The sequence below is a fragment of the Streptomyces sodiiphilus genome, from assembly GCF_039529215.1.
Classification (GTDB): Bacteria; Actinomycetota; Actinomycetes; order Streptomycetales; family Streptomycetaceae; genus Streptomyces; species Streptomyces sodiiphilus.
In genome coordinates this window covers 26,877-45,222 of sequence record NZ_BAAAMJ010000033.1, presented here as the reverse complement: position 1 = coordinate 45,222, position 18,346 = coordinate 26,877, and the positions used below count along the sequence as shown (strand labels likewise).

The window sequence follows — 18,346 nt, the reverse complement described above, 5'->3', positions numbered from 1 at the left end:
CCAGGGTGGCCGCGCACCTGCGGCGCAAGGCCTCGGTACCCTCTGAGCGGCGAACCCGCCACCAGAAGCAGAATTCAGCGAGGAGCGAAACCGCGTGACCGCCGACACGTCTGTGCCGTCCGCCGCCCTGCTGACCGGGTCCGACACCGGCAGCAACTACACCGCGCGGCACCTGCTCGTTCTCGAGGGCCTGGAGGCGGTGCGCAAGCGCCCCGGCATGTACATCGGCTCCACGGACAGCCGCGGCCTGATGCACTGCCTGTGGGAGATCATCGACAACTCCGTCGACGAGGCGCTGGCCGGACACTGCGACCGCATCGACGTCCTCCTGGCCGAGGACGGCTCGGTGGAGGTGGGTGACAACGGGCGCGGCATCCCCGTGGACGTCGAACCCAAGACCGGCCTGTCCGGTGTCGAGGTCGTCATGACCAAGCTGCACGCGGGAGGCAAGTTCGGCGGCGGGTCCTACGCCGCCTCGGGCGGTCTGCACGGTGTCGGGGCCTCGGTGGTCAACGCCCTCTCCGCCCGTCTGGACGTCGAGGTGGACCGGGGGGGCCGCACCCACAGCATCAGCTTCCGCCGGGGTACCCCCGGGATCTTCACCGAGCCGGGTCCCACCGCGCCCTTTGATCCGGCGAACGGGCTCCTGAAGGGCAGGAAGATCCCCAAGGACCGGACCGGCACCCGGGTCCGTTACTGGGCCGACCGGCAGATCTTCCTCAAGGACGCCCGGCTCTCGCTGGAGAACCTGTACGCGCGCGCCCGCCAGACGGCCTTTCTGGTGCCCGGCCTGACCATCACCGTCCGTGACGAGCGGGGGGTCGACGGCGCGGAGCCGGTCGAGGAGGTCTTCCGGTACGACGGAGGGATCAGCGAGTTCTGCGAGTACCTGGCCCCCGACAAGCCGGTCTGCGACGTTCTCCGGCTCCAGGGCCAGGGATCCTTCAAGGAGACCGTCCCGGTGCTCGACGACCGCGGTCACATGATCCCCACCGAGGTCAAGCGCGAGCTGGACGTGGACATCGCGCTGCGCTGGGGGACCGGCTACGAGACCACGCTCAAGTCGTTCGTCAACATCATCGCGACGCCCAAGGGCGGCACCCACGTCTCGGGCTTCGAGCGCTCGGTCACCCGGACCGTCAACGAGGTGCTGCGCTCCGCCAAGATGCTCCGTGTCGCCGAGGACGACATCGTCAAGGACGACGCCCTGGAGGGCATGACCGCCGTCGTCACGGTGCGGCTGGCCGAACCGCAGTTCGAGGGGCAGACGAAGGAGGTGCTGGGTACCTCCGCCGCCTCCCGCATCGTCGCCCAGGTGGTCGCCAAGGAGCTGAAGTCCTTCCTGACCTCCACCAAGCGGGACGCCAAGCAGCAGGCCAGGGCCGTGCTGGAGAAGGCGGTCGCCGCCGCCCGCACCCGGATCGCAGCCCGCCAGCACAAGGAGGCCCAGCGGCGCAAGACGGCCCTGGAGTCCTCGGCGCTGCCCGCCAAGCTCGCGGACTGCCGCAGCGACGACGTGGAGCGCAGCGAGCTGTTCATCGTCGAGGGGGACAGCGCCCTGGGCACCGCCAAGCTGGCCAGGAACTCCGAGTTCCAGGCGCTGCTGCCGATCCGCGGCAAGATCCTCAACGTCCAGAAGTCCTCGGTCGCCGACATGCTCAAGAACGCCGAGTGCAGCGCCATCATCCAGGTGATAGGAGCCGGGTCCGGGCGGACCTTCGACATCGACCAGGCCCGCTACGGCAAGGTGATCTTCCTCGCCGACGCCGACGTCGACGGCGCGCATATCCGCTGCCTGCTGCTGACACTCTTCCAGCGGTACATGCGGCCGATGGTGGAGGAGGGCCGGGTCTTCTCGGCGGTGCCGCCGCTGCACCGGATCGAGCTGGTCAGCCCGAAGAAGGGGCAGGACAAGTACATCTACACCTATGCGGACAGCGAGCTGCGGGACACCCTGCTGGACCTGGAGCACCGGGGCGTCCGCTACAAGGAGTCCATCCAGCGCTACAAGGGTCTGGGCGAGATGGACGCCGACCAGCTGGCCGAGACCACCATGGATCCGCGCCACCGGACCCTGCGCCGTATCAACATCGCCGACCTCGACGCGGCCGAGCAGGCCTTCAGCCTGCTGATGGGCAACGAGGTGGCCCCGCGCCGGGAGTTCATCACCAGCTCGGCGGCGACGCTGGACCGCTCCCGAATCGACACCTGAGCGGACCGGAGCAGGTCAGGGCAGCGGGGCGATGCCCCGGACGGCCATCCGGGGCTGGGGCTCGGGCTCGGCGCCACAACTGGCGGGCAGCGGCGGGCCCGAGGTTTCCCGGTCCACCGTGACCAGCCAGCGGCGGCCGTCCCGGTGTGTCACCGTGACCCGCCGCCCCTCCCGGCCGTCCCCGGGCCCGTTCTCCCGGCCGGGCACCGTCAGGGCGTCGGCGGAGTCCTCGCCGGTCAGTGCCCGGACAGCCAGCTCGGCGGCCTGCCCGGGGCCCTCCCAGGCGGTACGTCCCCGGCAGTGGTCGCGGACCATCCGCCCGTCCTGGAGCGCCGCGAGGACGCCCTTGGCGAGGACTCCGGTCACCCGGCCGTAGACGTAACCGTGCGGGAGGGTGAGCAGCGTGGGGGAGAACCGGTGGCCCCCGATGTGGGTGATCTCCCAGCAGCCCCAGCCGCCGGCCGTCAGCTCCTGCGCGAGCGGCCGGCCACGCAGCGCGCAGCACCGGTCCCGCCGCCCGTTGGTGCACACCAGGGCGAGCGGGTCGTCCCGGTACGGTTCCCACAGACCGCCGTGGTCCCCGGCACCGAGCCGGCCGAGGTCGAGACGGGTCAGTTCCCGCGGGTCGGTCAGCGTGGTGGTGCGTACCCAGGCGTTACCGGGGCCGGTGTGGGCCACGATTATCCGCCGCCGCCCGCCGGGGTTCTGCTCCGCGTGCCGGCCGGGGCGCCGGATGAGGGCGACGCGCACGCCGGTGCCCTTGGCGGCGGCCTCCAGCGACCGGCCGAGGCCGGGGTCGAGCCGGCTCTGGGTCAGGGCCTTGGCACCCCATGGCCCCGACTGTTCCACCAGAAGCCAGGCAGCGGCGGTGGGGGCGGTGCCGGCCAGCGGTTCCGCCTGGATTCTGGAGAGGGTCGCACAGGTGCTCACAGAGGCGACCCTAACCTTCTCAGGGCGCGCAGGGCTCAGAGTGCGCCCCGGTCGTACTCCCGCGGTCAGTGGCCGCGCCGTGGCGCGGTGAGGCGGCCCACCGGGCGATGGCAGCGCCCGGGCGAATGCCGGATACCGTGCCCTGTGTGGACGGGCATCCCGTGCACGGGCCGGTGGGCCCGGTCCTCCACCGGGACCTGACCGGAGAACCGAGACCTGCCGGGGTGTCTCCCCGGAGCGGAAGGAGTCTGCCGTGACCGGCGAGCGGATCCCGGTGATCGTCCTCGCGGGATTTCTCGGAGCGGGGAAGACCACCCTGCTCAACCACCTGCTGCGGAACCGGCGGGGCGTACGGATCGGTGCGGTCGTCAATGACTTCGGCAGCATCGAGATCGACGCCATGGCCGTGGCCGGGCAGGTCGACTCGATGGTGTCGTTCGGCAATGGCTGTCTGTGCTGCGCGGTGGACACCGAGGATCTGGACCTGGCCCTGGAGCGGCTCACCCGCCCGGCCGCCGGCATCGACCTCGTGGTGATCGAGGCGAGCGGCCTGGCCGAGCCCCGGACCCTGGTGCGCATGCTGCTGGCCAGCGACAACGACCGGATCGTCTACGGGGGCCTGGTCGAGGTGACCGACGCGGCCGAGTTCACGGCCACCCGGGCCGGGCATCCGCGGCTGGACCGCCACCTGGCGGTGGCCGACCTGGTGGTGCTGAACAAGACGGACCGGGTCACCGAGGACACCCGGCGCGGCCTGGTCGCCCTGCTCGGGGAACTGGCACCGGGCACCCCGGTCGTGTGCGCCTCGCACGGCCGGGTCGATCCGGCCCTGCTCTTCGACCGGGAGGCGGCCCGCGCGCGGGCCGAGGGGCCGCGCCAGCTCTCCTTCGAGGACCTGTGCGACGACGGGGACGAGGACGGCCACGGGAACCACCTGCACGCGGCCTACGACCTCGCGGAGTTCACCGGTACCCGGCCGCTGAGCCCTCGCAGATTCCTGTCGTTCCTCGAGAACAGGCCGGCGGGTCTGTACCGGATGAAGGGCTTCGTGCACTTCGACGCGGACGAGGGCGAGCACCACCGGTACGTGCTCCACGCCGTCGGCCGCTTTCTGCGGTTCCGGCCCGAGCCGTGGCCCCGCGGCGAGCAGCGGCTCACCCGGCTGGTTCTCATCGGGGCCGGAATCGACGCCGCGGCCCTGATCAGGGACCTGGAGGGTTGTGCGGGGGCCGGTCCGGAGGAGTCCGGCCCCGCCGCCATGTGGGGGGTGCTGCGCTTCACCGACGGCCCGGAGGACGATACCCCGGAGGACCCGGGCGATGCGGAGGACCCGGGCGGCCCGCACGAGCCCGGGGCCCCGGACGGGCCGGACGGCTACGGCACCGGTGGCGGGCCCGCCGTCCGGGCCCGCCACCGGTGACCGCGGCTGGTTACACCGGCCCTGCCACCACCGCGACCGGCTTGGCCAGCGGCACACCGGATCCGTCCCGGCGCGGGTCCGGCTCGGGCAGCTGCACCGGGGCGCCGGTCTTCGAGGCCGCCCTCGCCGGTGCCGCGCCCGCCCAGGCGAACACCAGGTGGTCCTCGCCCTTCAGGAAGCGCTGGCAGCGGACACCACCGGTGGCCCGCCCCTTGCGCGGATACTGGTCGAACGGGGTCAGCTTGGCGGTGCCGAGCGAGGCGTCCAGAGTCCCGCTGCCGCCCGCCACCGTGAAGACCACGGCGTCACCCGCCGGGTCCACGGCGGTGAAGGACAGCACCCGGGCCTGTCCGCCGAGCTTGATGCCCGTCATGCCGCCCGCCTGCCGGCCCTGCGGACGCACCTGGGAGGCCGGGTAGCGCAGCAGCTGCGCCTCGTCGGTGATGAACACCAGGTCCTCCTCTCCGGTCCGCAGTTCGGCGGCCCCCACGATCCGGTCGCCCTCCTTCAGGGCGATGACCTCCAGCTCGTCCTTGTTCGGCGGGTAGTCGGGAACCACCCGCTTCACCACGCCCTGCAGGGTGCCGATGGCCAGCCCCGGGGAGGACTCGTCCAGCGTGGTCAGGCAGACCACCCGCTCGTCGTCCTCCAGGGTCAGGAACTCCGACAGCGGCGCCCCGCCCGCCAGGCTCCGCACCGGGTCGTCCTCCGGAAGCTGCGGGAGATCGACCACCGCCAGCCGCAGCAGACGGCCCGCCGAGGTGACGGCGCCGACCTCGCCGCGCGTGGTGGAAGGTACCGCGGAGATGACGACGTCGTGCTTGACGCGCCCCTTGGTGCCCGCGGAGGAGCCCGTGGTCTCCCCGCCGAAGGCCGTACCGCCCTCCGCGACACGGGCCAGCAGTCCGGTGGAGGAGAGCATGACGCGGCAGGGGTCGTCGGCGACCTCCAGCGGCACCGCGGCGACCTGGGCCCCGTCGTTCTCCATCAGCTCGGTGCGGCGCGGGGTGCCGAACTTCTTGGCCACCTGGGCCAGCTCGGAGGACACCAGCTTGCGCAGCTCCGCGTCCGAATCGAGGATCCGGGTCAGCTCGGTGATCTCGGCGGTCAGCCGGTCCCGCTCGGCCTCCAGCTCCAGGCGGTCGAACTTCGTCAGCCGCCGCAGCGGGGTGTCCAGGATGTACTGGGTCTGGACATCCGACAGGCCGAAGCGGGCGATCAGCGCCTCCTTGGCCTGCGCGGCGTTCTCGCTGGACCGGATGAGGCGGATGACCTCGTCGATGTCGACCAGCGCGACGAGCAGCCCTTCGACCAGGTGCAGGCGGTCGCGCCGCTTCCCCCGCCGGAACTCGCTGCGGCGCCGGACCACCGTGAAGCGGTGGTCGACGTAGACCTCCAGCAGCTCCTTGAGCCCCATGGTCAGCGGCTGGCCGTCCACCAGGGCCACGTTGTTGATGCCGAAGGTCTCCTCCATCGGCGTCAGCTTGTACAGGTGGCTCAGCACGGCCTCGGGGTTGAAGCCGTTCTTGATCTCGATGACCAGCCGCAGGCCGTGCTGCCGGTCCGTCAGGTCCTTGACGTCCGAGATGCCCTGCAGCCGCTTGGCGTTGACGAGGTCCTTGATCTTGGAGATGACCTTCTCCGGGCCGACGGTGAACGGCAGCTCGGTGACCACGAGCCCCTTGCGGCGGGCCGTGACCTGCTCGATGCTCACGGTGGCCCGCATCCGGAAGGTGCCGCGGCCCTTCTCGTAGGCGTCCCGGATGCCGTCCAGCCCGACGATCTTCCCGCCGGTGGGCAGGTCGGGGCCGGGGACGAACCGCATCAGGGTGGACAGGTCGGCCCCCGGATGCCTGATCAGATGCCGGGCGGCCGCGATGACCTCGCCGAGGTTGTGCGGGGGCATGTTGGTCGCCATGCCGACCGCGATCCCGCTGGAGCCGTTGACCAGCAGGTTCGGGTAGGCGGCGGGAAGCGCCACCGGCTCCTGTTCGCTGCCGTCGTAGTTCGGCGCGAAGTCGACGGTGTCCTCGTCGATGGAGTCCACCATCAGTCCGGCCGCCGGGGCCGCGCGGCACTCGGTGTACCGCATGGCGGCGGGCGGGTCGTCGTTACCCAGCGAACCGAAGTTCCCATGTCCGTCGACCAGTGGCAGCCGCATGGAGAACGGCTGTGCCATCCGCACCAGCGCGTCGTAGATCGCCGAGTCGCCGTGCGGGTGGAGCTTGCCCATCACCTCGCCGACGACCCGGGCGCACTTCACGTGTGCCCGGTCGGGACGCAGTCCCATGTCGTGCATCTGGTACAGGATCCGGCGGTGCACCGGTTTCATGCCGTCCCGGGCGTCCGGCAGCGCACGGGAGTAGATCACCGAGTAGGCGTACTCCAGGAAGGAGCCCTGCATCTCGTCGACGACATCGATGTCGAGGATGCGCTCCTCGAAATCTCCCCCGGGGGGCGGGGTCTTCGTACTGCGGCGTGCCATCGCGGCAGGGGCTCCTTCGGTGCGTACGGACGGGGCTGACGCCGACCATTGTGGACCCGGCCGGTGACAGGCCGGTGCCCGCCCCGGGCGCGCGGCCACCGACGGGCGCCGGCAGCGGGCCGCGGAACCTCTCGCGCGGCCGGTCCTGTTGCATAAGGTGACAAGGTCTCGACCGATCAAGTGAAGGGACCGCATCCCATGGCCCACACGGCCACCCCGCAAGGCGCCACCGGCGGGCTCACAGCGACCGAGCACCGGCTGGCCAACGGCCTGCGCGTGGTGCTCTCCGAGGACCATCTGACGCCGGTCGCGGCGGTCTGCCTCTGGTACGACGTCGGCTCCCGCCACGAGGTCCCCGGCCGCACGGGCCTCGCCCACCTCTTCGAGCACCTGATGTTCCAGGGGTCCGCCCAGGTGCCCGGCAACGGCCACTTCGAGCTGGTCCAGGGGGCCGGGGGCTCGCTCAACGGCACCACCAGCTTCGAACGCACCAACTACTTCGAGACGATGCCCGCCCACCAGCTGGAACTCGCGCTGTGGCTGGAGGCGGACCGCATGGGCACGCTGCTGACCGCGCTGGACGAGGAGTCCCTGGAGAACCAGCGGGACGTGGTGAAGAACGAGCGGCGCCAGCGGTACGACAACGTCCCCTACGGCACCGCCTTCGAGAAGCTGACGGCGATGACCTTCCCCGACGGGCACCCCTACCACCACACCCCGATCGGCTCGATGGCCGACCTGGACGCGGCCTCCCTGGAGGACGCCCGGGAGTTCTTCCGCACCTACTACGCCCCCAACAACGCGGTGCTCGCGGTGGTCGGCGACATCGACCCCGAGGAGACCCTCGCCTGGGTCGAGAAGTACTTCGGATCGATCCCCGGCCACGACGGCAAGCGTCCGCCGCGTGACGGGGAGCTCCCCGGGATCATCGGGGCCGAAATGCGCGAGACCGTCCGTGAGGACGTGCCCGCTCGCGCCCTGATGGCCACCTACCGGTTGCCCCGCGACGGGACGAGGGAGGCCGACGCCGCCGATCTGGCCCTGACCGCCCTCGGCGGCGGGGAGTCCTCCCGGCTCTACAACCGTCTGGTCCGCCGCGACCGCACGGCCGTCGCGGCGAGCTTCGGCCTGCTGCGGCTGGCCGGTGCGCCCTCGATGGGATGGCTGGACGTGAAGGCCTCCGGGGACGCCGAGGTGGCGGCCATCGAGGCCGCCGTCGACGAGGAGCTGGCCCGGTTCGCGCAGGAGGGCCCCACGAAGGAGGAGATGGAGCGGGCCCAGGCCCAGCTGGAGCGCGAATGGCTGGACCGGCTGGCCACGGTCGGCGGCCGCGCGGACGAACTGTGCAAGTACGCCGTGCTGTTCGGCGATCCACAGTTGGCACTCGGCGCGGTCGGCCGGATCCTGGACATCACCGCGGAGGAGGTGCGTGCGGTCGCCGCGGCGCGGCTCCGTCCGGACAACCGCGCGGTCCTCGTCTACGAACCGACCGAGCAGGACGCCGCGGACACCGCCGGTGACGACGACGCAGAAGGGGCCGGCAAGTGACCGACGTGACGCCCACCATGGATCTCCACCCGCAGCCCTCCGGCGGGCAGCCCAGGCCATGGGCCTTCCCGGCGCCGGACCGTGGCGCCCTGCCCAACGGTCTGTCGCTGCTGCGCAGCCACCGTCCCGGCCAGCAGGTGATCGCCGTCGAGGTCTGCGTGCCCGCGCCGCTGGCGGCCGAGCCGGAGGGCCTGGAGGGCGTGGCCACGATCACGGCCAGGGCGCTGGCCGAGGGAACCGACCGGCACACCGCCGAGGAGTTCGCCGCCGAGCTGGAACGCTGCGGTGCCACGCTGGACACCTACGCCGACCACCCCGGCATCCGCCTGTCCCTGGAGGTCCCCGCCTCCCGGCTGGCCCGGGGACTGGAACTGCTCGCTGACGCGCTGCGCGCTCCGGCCTTCCCGGACAGCGAGATCGAGCGTCTGGTCCGCAACCGGCTGGACGAGATCCCGCACGAGCTGGCCAACCCGACCCGCCGGGCCGCGATGGCGCTGTACGCGGAGATGTTCCCGGCCGGCTCCCGGTTCTCGCTGCCCCGGCAGGGCACCGCCGACAGCGTCCGGGGGATCGGCACCGAGGCGGTGCGGGCGTTCTACGAGGCCCACGTGCGGCCGGGCGCCGCCACCGCGGTCGTCGTCGGTGACCTGTCCGGCATCGACCTCGACGCGGTCCTCCAGGACACCCTGGGGGCCTGGACCGGCCCAGCGCCCGCGCCCGTGCCCGCCGCCCCGGCCAACGGTGACGACACCGGCCGGGTGGTGATCGTGGACCGCCCCGGCGCGGTGCAGACCCAGATGCTGATCGGCCGACCCGGTCCCGACCGCCACGACCGTGTCTGGCCGGCGCAGAGCCTGGGCGTCTACTGCCTGGGCGGAACGCTGACCTCCCGGCTGGACCGCGTCCTGCGGGAGGAGAAGGGCTACACCTACGGGGTCCGTGCCTTCAGCCAGGTGCTGAGGTCCTCCGCCCGCGGGGACGGCGCGGCGATGCTGGGCGTCCACGGCTCGGTGGCCACCGAGGTGACCGGCCCCGCGCTGGCGGACCTGTGGCAGGTGCTGCGGACTCTCGCGGAGGAGGGCCTGACCGACGACGAGCGCGATGTGGCGGTCCAGAACCTGGTCGGCGTGGCGCCGTTGCGGTACGAGACGGCCGCCGCGGTCGCCGGGACGCTCGCCGACCAGGTGGAGCAGGAACTGCCGGACGACTTCCAGGCACAGCTGTATGCCCGGCTGGCCGGGACCGGCACCGTCGAGGCGTCGGCCGCCGTGATCGCGGCCTTCCCGCCCGGCCGGCTGGTCACGGTGCTCGTCGGGGACGCCGAGCAGATCGCCGCACCCGTCCGGGAGCTGGGCATCGGGGAGGTCAAGGTGATCGGGGGCGCCTGAACACCGCGGGGGCGGCACCGCTCCCGCGGGCTTCCCGGGCTCCGGAGCCCCTCGGGGCCGCCGCACCGGTGGCTCCGAGGGGCTCCTGCCCGTCCGCGGCCGGCTCCGCGCGCCCGCCCGGCCCGCGTCACATTCGACCGGAAACCCGCGCTGCGGAGGCCGAAAGGCACTGCTGACTTCCTGGCACTCTCGGAATTCCGGGATTCTTGCCATAGAGTTCCGGGGAGTGACCGGGCAGTAATACGGCCTGTCGCACCGGCTACGGCAGTGGGAGTTGTTCATGCGTATCTCCGCGCACACGGTATGCACGGCGATTCGTGACGACATTGTCGGCGGGGTGCTGCCGCCGGGCGCCCGGCTCGCCGAGGAGCAGCTGGCCCACCGCTACGGTGTCTCCCGGGTGCCGGTGCGCGAGGCGCTGCGGACCCTGGAGTCCGAGGGCTTCGTGGTCTCCCGGCGGCACGCCGGGGCGTGCGTGGCGCAGCCGGGGGAGCGGGAGGCGGCGGATCTGCTGGACATGCGGGCGCTGCTGGAGCCGCTGGGGGCCGCGCGCGCCGCCCAGCGCCGTACCGACGCACACCTGAAAGTGCTGCGGGGGCTGGTGCGGCTGGGCAGACAGCGGGCCGGTCAGGGGCAGGAGGCCGACCTGCGGTCGCTGGGTGACTGGTTCCACGAGACGGTGGCCCAGGCCACCGCGAGCCCGTCGCTGGCCTCCTTGCTGGTGCAGGTGCGGCGCAAGATCATCTGGCTGTACGCGGGGGAGCCGGTGGTGCGGGCCGTGGCGCTGTGGCAGGACCGCGGGGCTCTGGTGGACGCCATCGCACGCCGGGACGCCGAGCGCGCCAGGGCGCTGTCGGCGGCGCAGCTGGAGCGGCTGGAGCCGGTCCGGCGGATGCCGCGGCAGGCGGCGGTGAGAGATCCGAAACCTGCTGTCAACACAGCGCGCAGCCGGCTGTAACAGTATTCGTATACACCGGAGGCAGCGGACGGGAAATGCGCTGTCGAATTCTGTCCGCGCATTTCTGCTGCCAGTTTTTGCGGACCCCGCCGCGGATCCTTTCCCGGTGTGTGGCCGGCGGTTTCTCCGGATTCCCCGGAAAGGGAAGGGCGGAAGGTTCCGCCGGGGGTCGGGTCACAGCGCACCGGGCGGTTCGTCGAGCCCTTCGGAGACCAGCGTGGCCAGCCGCTCCAGCGCGGTCTCGGCGCCCTCGGCGCCCGAGGCGAGCACCACCTCGTCGCCGCCCTCGGCACCGAGGGACAGCACGGCCAGGATGGAGGCCGCGTTGACGGGAGGGCTCCCGTTCCGGGAGATGGTCACCGGGACACCGGCCGCGGCGGCGGCCCGGACGAAGACGGACGCGGGGCGGGCGTGCAGGCCCTCCGCCCAGCCGATGATGACGCGACGCTCAGTCATGGGATGCCTCCGGTCGTGGACGGTGGACGCGGCCGGAGGTCCGCGACAGGGTGTGCCGTGGGCCCGGGGCCGTAGGCTGACCTCATGCGGACGCGTGAGGAGCCCGCCTACCCGGGCCACTGGGAAGCCGATGTCGTGCTCCGCGACGGCGGCACGGCACACATCAGACCGATCACCCCGGACGATGCCGACCGGCTGGTCAGCTTCTACGAGCAGGTCTCCGACGAGTCCAAGTACTACCGGTTCTTCGCCCCCTACCCCCGGCTCTCCGACCGCGACGTGCACCGGTTCACCCACCATGACTACGTGGACCGGGTCGGTCTGGCCGCCACCGTGGGGGACGAGTTTCTCGGAACCGTCCGGTACGACCGGATCGACGACGAGGGCCGGCCGGCCTCCGCGCCCGCCGACCGAGCCGAGGTCGCCTTCCTGGTCCAGGACGCCCACCAGGGCCGCGGACTGGCGTCGGCGCTGATGGAGCACATCGCGGCCGTCGCACGCGAGCGCGGTGTCCGCCGGTTCGCCGCGGAGGTGCTGCCGGCCAACACCAAGATGATCAAGGTGTTCACGGACGCCGGCTACTCCCAGAAGCGCAGTTTCGCAGACGGCACCGTGCATCTGACGCTGGATCTGGAGCCGACCGCCCAGTCCCTGGCCGTCATGCGGGCCCGGGAGCAGCGGGCCGAGGCCCGCTCGGTGCAGCGTCTGCTGGCTCCCCGTGCGGTCGCCGTGATCGGGGCCGGCCGGCACCCGGGCGGCGCGGGCCGCACCGTGCTGGCCGGGCTTCTGGAGGGCGGCTTCACCGGCGAGGTCTACGCCGTCAACTCGGCCCTCGCCCAGGACAGCAAGGAACTCGGCGGGGCCCCCGCCTTCCGCACGGTCCTCGACATCCCCGGACCCGTCGACCTGGCGGTGCTGGCGGTGCCCGCCGCACGGGTGCACGGGGTGGTCGACGAGTGCGGCGAGGCCGGGGTGCAGGGGGCCGTGGTGCTGGCCGCCGGCTTCGACCGGGACGCCCAGCGCGAGCTGGTCCAGCGTGCGCGCGGCGAGGGCATGCGCATCATCGGGCCCAACGCCTTCGGGGTGATCAACACCGACGATGAGGTCCGGCTCAACGCCAGCCTGGCGCCGCGGCTGCCCCGGGCCGGGCGGACGGGGCTGTTCACCCAGTCCGCGGCCATCGGCATCGCCGTCCTGGAGGAACTGGAGCAGTGCGCCGCGGGCCTGTCCTCCTTCGTCTCGGCCGGCAACCGCGCCGACGTCTCCGGCAACGACCTGCTCCAGTACTGGCACGACGACCCGGACACCGACGTCGTGCTGATGTATCTCGAATCGCTCGGCAACCCCCGCAAGTTCACGCGCATCGCCCGCCGCAACGCGGCGGCGGGCAAGCCCGTGGTGGTGGTCCGGGGAGGCCGGCACAGCGGCGGCGCGCCCCCGCACGGCCACGTCGTACCCACCGCGCGGACTCCGGAGGGCACCGTCTCGGCCCTGCTGCGGCAGGCGGGCGTCATCGAGGCCGGCACCGCCACCGAGCTGGTCGACACCGGACTGCTGCTGGCCCACCAGCCGCTGCCCACCGGGCAGCGCGTCGCCATCGTGGGCAACGCGGAGTCGATGGGGCTGGTCGCCCACGACGCCTGCCGCGCCCAGGAGCTCAGCCCGCTGCCGGTGGAGAGCCTGGGGCCGGCCGCCGGGCCCGGCGACTACCGCAGGGCGCTGTCCGCGGCGCTGGCCGATCCGGCCGTCGACGCCGTCGTGGTGACGGCCGTGCCCACCGTCGGAGACGTGGAGGCGCCCGTCGGCGGGACCCTGACCGGCGAGGAGCTGACCGAGGCCCTGCACGCCGCCGTCACCGGCGCCGGCACGGCCCGGCCGGTGGTGGTCGCCCACCTGGCCATCGACGGCCTGGCCGCAGCGCTCAGCACCCGCGGTATCCCCGCCTATCCCTCGGCCGAGCGCGCCGTGCGCGCCCTGGCGCACGCCTGCCGGTACGCCGCCTGGCGCCGCGCCGCGGGCAGCCCTGGCCGGGTCCCGGCCTACGACGACATCGACGAGCCCGCCGCCGCCCGGCTGCTGGACCGTGTGATCACCGAACGTCACCCCGGCCCCGGCGGCACTCCGCTGTCCGCGGCACAGGCGGGCGAGCTCCTGGGCAGTTACGGGATCCGGGTACTGCAGTCACTGCCCGCCCCGGACGCCGACGCCGCGGCCCGGGCGGCGGGCCGCCTCGGGTATCCGGTGGCGCTGAAGACCAGCGCCCCGCAGCTCCGGGGCCGCGGCGACCTCGGGGGCGTCCGGCTCGGTCTGGCCTCCGAGGCGGAGCTGCGCCGGGCCTACCAGGAACTGTCGGCGGACCTGGCCGATGTGGCGGAACTGGGGCCGGTGGTGCAGCCGATGGCCGCCCGGGGAGTGGACACCGTGGTCCGTGCCACGGTGGACCCGGGCATCGGCGCGGTTCTGTCGTTCGGGCTGGCCGGCCCCGCCTCCGAGCTGCTGGGCGATGTGGCTCACCGGCTGCTGCCGCTCACCGACCGGGAGGCCGGTGAGCTGGTCCGCTCGATCCGGGCCGCCCCGATGCTCTTCGGCTGGCGCGGTGCGCAGCCGGTGGACACCGGCAGCCTGGAGGAACTGCTGCTGCGCCTCGGCCGGCTGGTCGACGACCATCCGCAGATCTCCGCCGTGGAGCTGGAGCCCGTGGTCGTCGCTCCGCAGGGTCTCACCGTGCTGAGCGCCTCCGTCCGGGTGGCGCCCCCGCCGCCGCGCGCCGACCTCGGGCCGCGCCGGCTGCCCGCCTACTGACTCCCGCCCGCTGGTGAACACCCGGCGTGGCGGGCCCCGGGTCCCCGTAGGATGGGCACATGGCGAAGACCGGTACGACGACCCAGGGGCTGCGGGCGGCTATCGAACGCAGCGGGTACTACCCCACGCTCGTGGCCGAGGCGGTCGAGGCTGCCGTGGGCAGGGAGCCCGTGGTGTCCTACCTGGTGCACCAGGAGACGACCTTCGACAACAACGAGGTGCGCCGCCACGCGACGGTGCTGGCGCTGACCGGGACCAGGTTCATCGTCAGCCACACCGACGAGCAGTCCGCGGACGGGTCCGCACCGGTGCCCTACGCGACCACGTCCACCGAGTCCGTCAAGCTCTCCCGCATCTCCTCCGTGGTGCTCAGCCGGGTGGTGGCCGACCCGGAGTCCTACACCCCGGGCACCCTCCCGCGGGAGGTCGTGCTGACCATCGGCTGGGGGGCGGTGTCCCGCATCGACATGGAGCCCGCCGGCTGCGGCGATCCCAACTGCGAGGCGGACCACGGCTACACCGGCTCCACCACCGCCGACGATCTCTCGCTGCGCATCAGCGAGGCGGGAGACGGTCCGGAGACCGTCCGGCAGACCCTCGCCTTCGCCCAGGCGCTGTCCGAGGCGACGGCGGTGTCCGGCCGGTGACACCCCAGCTCCACCCGGGCGACAGCGATCCGCTCCCGCTCGATCCGCGGTCGGCCCCCGCGCCCGACTACGGCCGTGGCTCGCTGTCGGACCTGCTGCCCGCCGTGGCCGCCGGTTTCGGACTGCCGGAGCCGGCGTCCGGGCTGGAACTGGCCCCGGCCGACCGGGTCTGCGTCTTCCTGGTGGACGGCCTGGGATGGGAGGCACTGCGCGCGCACCCCGCGCTGGCACCCTTCCTGACGTCCCTGCTGCCCACGTCGCGCGGCGGCAGCGGCCTTCCGGTCACGGCGGGTTTCCCCTCCACGACCTCGGCCTCGCTGGCCTCGGTGGGCACCGGCCTGCCGCCGGCCCGGCACGGTCTGGCGGGGTACCGGGTGCTCGACCCGGACACCGGCCGGCTGATGCAGCAGCTGCGCTGGGAGCCGTGGACGGACCCGCACCGCTGGCAGCCCTACCCCACGGTCTTCCAGCGGACGCACGCGGCGGGAGTGGCCACCGCCCAGGTGTCGGCCCCGTTCTTCGAGCACACCCCGCTGACCCGGATCGCGCTGAGCGGCGGAACGTTCCTGGGCCGGCACAGCGCCGAGGACCGGATGGACCTGGCCGCGCGGCGGCTCTCCGCCGGGGACCGGTCCCTGGTCTACACCTACTACGCGGACCTGGACGCGAACGGGCACCGCTTCGGCATGGACTCGCCCGAGTGGCGCGAGCAGCTGCGCTATGTGGACGGCCTGGCCCAGCGGCTGGCCGAACAGCTGCCGCCGCGCACCGCGCTCTACATCACCGCCGACCACGGCATGGTGGATGTGCCCCTCACGCCCGAGGCCCGCTTCGACTTCGACGACGACTGGGAGCTGAGCGCGGGCGTCGCCCTGCTGGGCGGGGAGGGCCGTGCCCGCCATCTGTACGCGGTTCCCGGCGCGGCCGCCGATGTGTACACCGTCTGGCGGGAGGTGCTCGCCGACCAGGCCTGGGTCGCCACCCGCGAGGAGGCCGTGGAGCTCGGCTGGTTCGGCCCGCCCGGTGCCGGTGTCGAGCCCCGCGTGCACGGCCGGATCGGGGACGTGGTGGTGGCCATGACCGGCAACGCCGCGGTGATCGCCGGCAAGACCGAGGCGAAGGAGTCCGCGCTGATCGGCATGCACGGCTCCATGACGCCCGCCGAGCAGTTCGTACCCCTGCTGGAAGTCCGGACCTGAGCCTCTGTCACACTCTGCTGATTCCGTCGCCGCACCGTGAGGACCACCGACCGCATGCCGGAGCCGCGCCATGGCTGAACTCGCCTTCTTCTCCGGGACGATGGACTGCGGAAAGTCCACGCTCGCCCTGCAGATCCAGCACAACCGCTCGGCGCGCGGGCTCCAGGGCCTGATCTTCACGCGCAACGACCGTGCGGGCGAGGGCAGGCTGTCCTCCCGCCTCGGTCTGGTCACCGAAGCGGTCGAGGCGGACGAGGACTTCGACTTCCATGCCCACCTCGTCCACTACCTCACGGCCGGCGGCCGGGCGGACTACGTGATCGCCGACGAGGCGCAGTTCCTCTCGCCGGTCCAGGTCGACCAGCTCGCGCGGGTGGTGGACGACCTGGGCATCGATGTCTTCGCCTTCGGTATCACCACCGACTTCCGCACCCGGCTCTTCCCCGGTTCCCAGCGCCTGATCGAACTGGCCGACCGGGTGGAGGTCCTCCAGGTGGAGGCGCTGTGCTGGTGCGGCGCCCGCGCGACGCACAACGCGCGCACGGTGGGCGGCCGGATGGTGGTCGAGGGTGCCCAGGTCGTGGTCGGGGACGTCGGGCGGCAGGGCGCGGTGGGGTACGAGGTGCTGTGCCGCCGCCACCACCGCCGGCGGCTCACCGCCGCGGCGGCGCGGGCCGGGACCCTGTCCCCGGACGTGCTGCCGGTCGACGGCGCGGACATCCCGGCCCCCGCACCCGCCAACGGCTCAGGCCCGCGCGGCCGCTGAACCCGGGCGGTTCACTCCGTGTCCGGGGTGGCCGGTGTGCCGGGCTCGTCGGTGCCGTGGTACGTGAACGAGGTGACCGTGAGTTCTCCCCGGGAGCAGGTGAGGCCGATCATGCGCCCGGTGAAGCCGCCGGCGGTCTCGGTGGAGAGGTAGCGGCCGTCGATTCTGCCGAGCTCGGTGAAGCCGTCGGCTCCGCCGACGCCGGCCACGATCTTGTCCGGCCCGCTCCTCAAAGGTGCGCCCGGGCCGGGCGCGGGCTCGGTGCGCAGTTCCAGGACGGTCTCGGGCCCCACGGGCAGTTCGCCCAGGACCGCGCGGACGTGCCGCCCGACCCGGGCAACCGCGCGGACCACTCCGTCATCCGCCTCCAGGGCGACGGCGTGCCGCGGGTCGAGACGCAGCTCCAGGCCCCCGGCACCGCTTCGGGTGCCGACCGTCGCCACCGCCCGCAGGGCGAAGTGCTCCTGGCGGCGGCCCACGAACACTGGTTCGTCACCGTCCGCCGTGAGCCGCAGTCCGCCGTGATCCCCGGGCCGCAGCACCTCGGCGGGAAACCTGCCGGGCGCCACCCAGGAGGCCGGGAGCTCCGGCCCGGTCAGCTCCTCGGTCACGGCCGCGGACGACCCGGGTTCGACCGGCCCGGCCACCGTGGGCCAGCCGTCGCTCCAGACGATCTCGGAGGCGAAGGTCTCCCGGCCGAGCACGTGCCACTGCGGAGTTCCGCCGCGCGGCCGTACCCCCAGGTAGAGCATCGCCCAGCTGCCGTCGGGCCGCTGGACGAGGTCGGCGTGGCCGGTGTTCTGCACCGGGGTGTCCAGGCCGCGCGCGGTCAGCACCGGGTTGTGGGGGCAGGGCTCGAAGGGACCGCGGGGCGAGGGGCCCCGGGCGATGGTCACGGCATGCGCCCGTTCGGTGCCGCCCTCGGCGATGAGCAGATACCAGTGTGCGCCGATCCGGTAGAGGTGGGGTGCCTCCGGGTACTTGCCGCCGGTACCGCTCCACAGCTGCCGCGGCTCGCTGCGCAGTTCTCCGGTGGCGGGGTCGACCGTGACCTGCATGATGGCCGGACGGCCACTGCCGTCGGATCCCGACCAGGTGACATAGCAGGTGCCGTCCTCGTCCCAGGCGAGGTCGGGGTCGATGCCCGGGGCGTCGAACCACACCGGGTCCGACCACGGCCCGGCCGGATCCTCCGCGGTGACCAGCAGGTGTCCCGGGCGGTGGCTGACGTTGCTGGTGATCATCCAGAAGCGGCCGTCGTGGTGGCGCAATGTCGGCGCGTAGATGCCGCCCGAGGGATGGGCCCGGTCCAGCAGCAGCTGCGACCTCCGGTGGAGCGCGTGGCCCACCGGCTCCCAGGACCGCAGGTCGGCGGACCGGAAGACCGGTACGCCGGGTGCGTACTCGAAGCTGGAACACGCCAGATAGTAGATGTCCCCGACCCGGCAGACGCTCGGGTCGGGGTGGAAACCGGGGAGGACCGGGCGCACCGGCAGCCTCATGAGATGCCTTTCGCTGGGGGCGAGTTGCCATCG

Annotated in this window: 13 protein-coding genes; 9 read left to right on the top strand and 4 right to left on the bottom strand. The window is 72.9% G+C overall.

Annotation, left to right across the window (positions count from 1 at the left end):
* Positions 1-94 precede the first annotated feature (94 nt).
* Complete coding sequence (locus ABD299_RS17220) at positions 95-2,212, top strand: DNA gyrase/topoisomerase IV subunit B (RefSeq protein WP_344263370.1); 2,118 nt, start codon at positions 95-97, stop codon at positions 2,210-2,212.
* A 15-nt stretch (positions 2,213-2,227) separates the two neighbouring features.
* On the opposite strand, the gene ABD299_RS17215 is transcribed toward ABD299_RS17220, so the two are convergent.
* Positions 2,228-3,142: a ferredoxin family protein gene (locus ABD299_RS17215; protein WP_344263368.1), complete on the bottom strand. Its 915-nt coding sequence runs from the start codon at positions 3,140-3,142 to the stop codon at positions 2,228-2,230.
* A gap of 253 nt (positions 3,143-3,395) precedes the next feature.
* Between ABD299_RS17215 and ABD299_RS17210 the strand changes: the two genes are divergently transcribed.
* A complete protein-coding gene (locus ABD299_RS17210) occupies positions 3,396-4,562 on the top strand; it encodes a CobW family GTP-binding protein (RefSeq protein WP_344263366.1) in 1,167 nt (388 codons plus the stop codon).
* Between the two features lie 10 nt (positions 4,563-4,572).
* Here ABD299_RS17210 and ABD299_RS17205 read toward each other — a convergent pair whose 3' ends face one another.
* Positions 4,573-7,047: a DNA gyrase/topoisomerase IV subunit A gene (locus tag ABD299_RS17205; RefSeq protein WP_344263364.1), complete on the bottom strand. Its 2,475-nt coding sequence runs from the start codon at positions 7,045-7,047 to the stop codon at positions 4,573-4,575.
* A 198-nt stretch (positions 7,048-7,245) separates the two neighbouring features.
* Between ABD299_RS17205 and ABD299_RS17200 the strand changes: the two genes are divergently transcribed.
* The 3 genes from ABD299_RS17200 (at position 7,246) to ABD299_RS17190 (ending at position 10,941) form a co-directional block, all read left to right on the top strand.
* Entirely contained in the window at positions 7,246-8,595 is a 1,350-nt protein-coding gene (locus ABD299_RS17200; protein ID WP_344263362.1) for a M16 family metallopeptidase, read from the top strand.
* Between the two features lie 17 nt (positions 8,596-8,612).
* Positions 8,613-9,983: a M16 family metallopeptidase gene (locus ABD299_RS17195; protein WP_425581358.1), complete on the top strand. Its 1,371-nt coding sequence runs from the start codon at positions 8,613-8,615 to the stop codon at positions 9,981-9,983.
* Positions 9,984-10,263: 280 nt separating this feature from the next.
* Positions 10,264-10,941 carry a GntR family transcriptional regulator gene (locus ABD299_RS17190; RefSeq protein WP_344263358.1) on the top strand — a complete coding sequence of 226 codons (678 nt, stop codon included), beginning with the start codon at positions 10,264-10,266 and terminating at the stop codon, positions 10,939-10,941.
* 174 nt (positions 10,942-11,115) lie between these two features.
* Here the strand turns inward: ABD299_RS17190 and ABD299_RS17185 are convergent, their stop codons facing one another.
* Positions 11,116-11,397 (bottom strand): HPr family phosphocarrier protein, encoded by a 282-nt coding sequence (locus tag ABD299_RS17185; RefSeq protein ID WP_344263356.1) that lies wholly within the window; start codon positions 11,395-11,397, stop codon positions 11,116-11,118.
* A gap of 84 nt (positions 11,398-11,481) precedes the next feature.
* On the opposite strand from ABD299_RS17185, the gene ABD299_RS17180 reads away from it, so the two are divergent.
* The 4 genes from ABD299_RS17180 (at position 11,482) to ABD299_RS17165 (ending at position 16,811) form a co-directional block, all read left to right on the top strand.
* Positions 11,482-14,199, top strand: coding sequence for a bifunctional acetate--CoA ligase family protein/GNAT family N-acetyltransferase (locus tag ABD299_RS17180; RefSeq protein WP_344263354.1), 2,718 nt, complete (start codon positions 11,482-11,484; stop codon positions 14,197-14,199).
* A 59-nt stretch (positions 14,200-14,258) separates the two neighbouring features.
* Complete coding sequence (locus ABD299_RS17175; protein ID WP_344263352.1) at positions 14,259-14,846, top strand: DUF5998 family protein; 588 nt, start codon at positions 14,259-14,261, stop codon at positions 14,844-14,846.
* Positions 14,843-16,045 carry an alkaline phosphatase family protein gene (locus tag ABD299_RS17170; protein ID WP_344263350.1) on the top strand — a complete coding sequence of 401 codons (1,203 nt, stop codon included), beginning with the start codon at positions 14,843-14,845 and terminating at the stop codon, positions 16,043-16,045. Before ABD299_RS17175 ends, ABD299_RS17170 begins: the two co-directional genes overlap by 4 nt.
* 70 nt (positions 16,046-16,115) lie before the next feature.
* Complete coding sequence (locus ABD299_RS17165) at positions 16,116-16,811, top strand: thymidine kinase (protein ID WP_344263348.1); 696 nt, start codon at positions 16,116-16,118, stop codon at positions 16,809-16,811.
* 11 nt (positions 16,812-16,822) lie between these two features.
* Here ABD299_RS17165 and ABD299_RS17160 read toward each other — a convergent pair whose 3' ends face one another.
* Positions 16,823-18,313, bottom strand: a complete 1,491-nt coding sequence (locus ABD299_RS17160) for a glycoside hydrolase family 43 protein (RefSeq protein WP_344263346.1) — start codon at positions 18,311-18,313, stop codon at positions 16,823-16,825.
* Positions 18,314-18,346 lie beyond the last annotated feature (33 nt).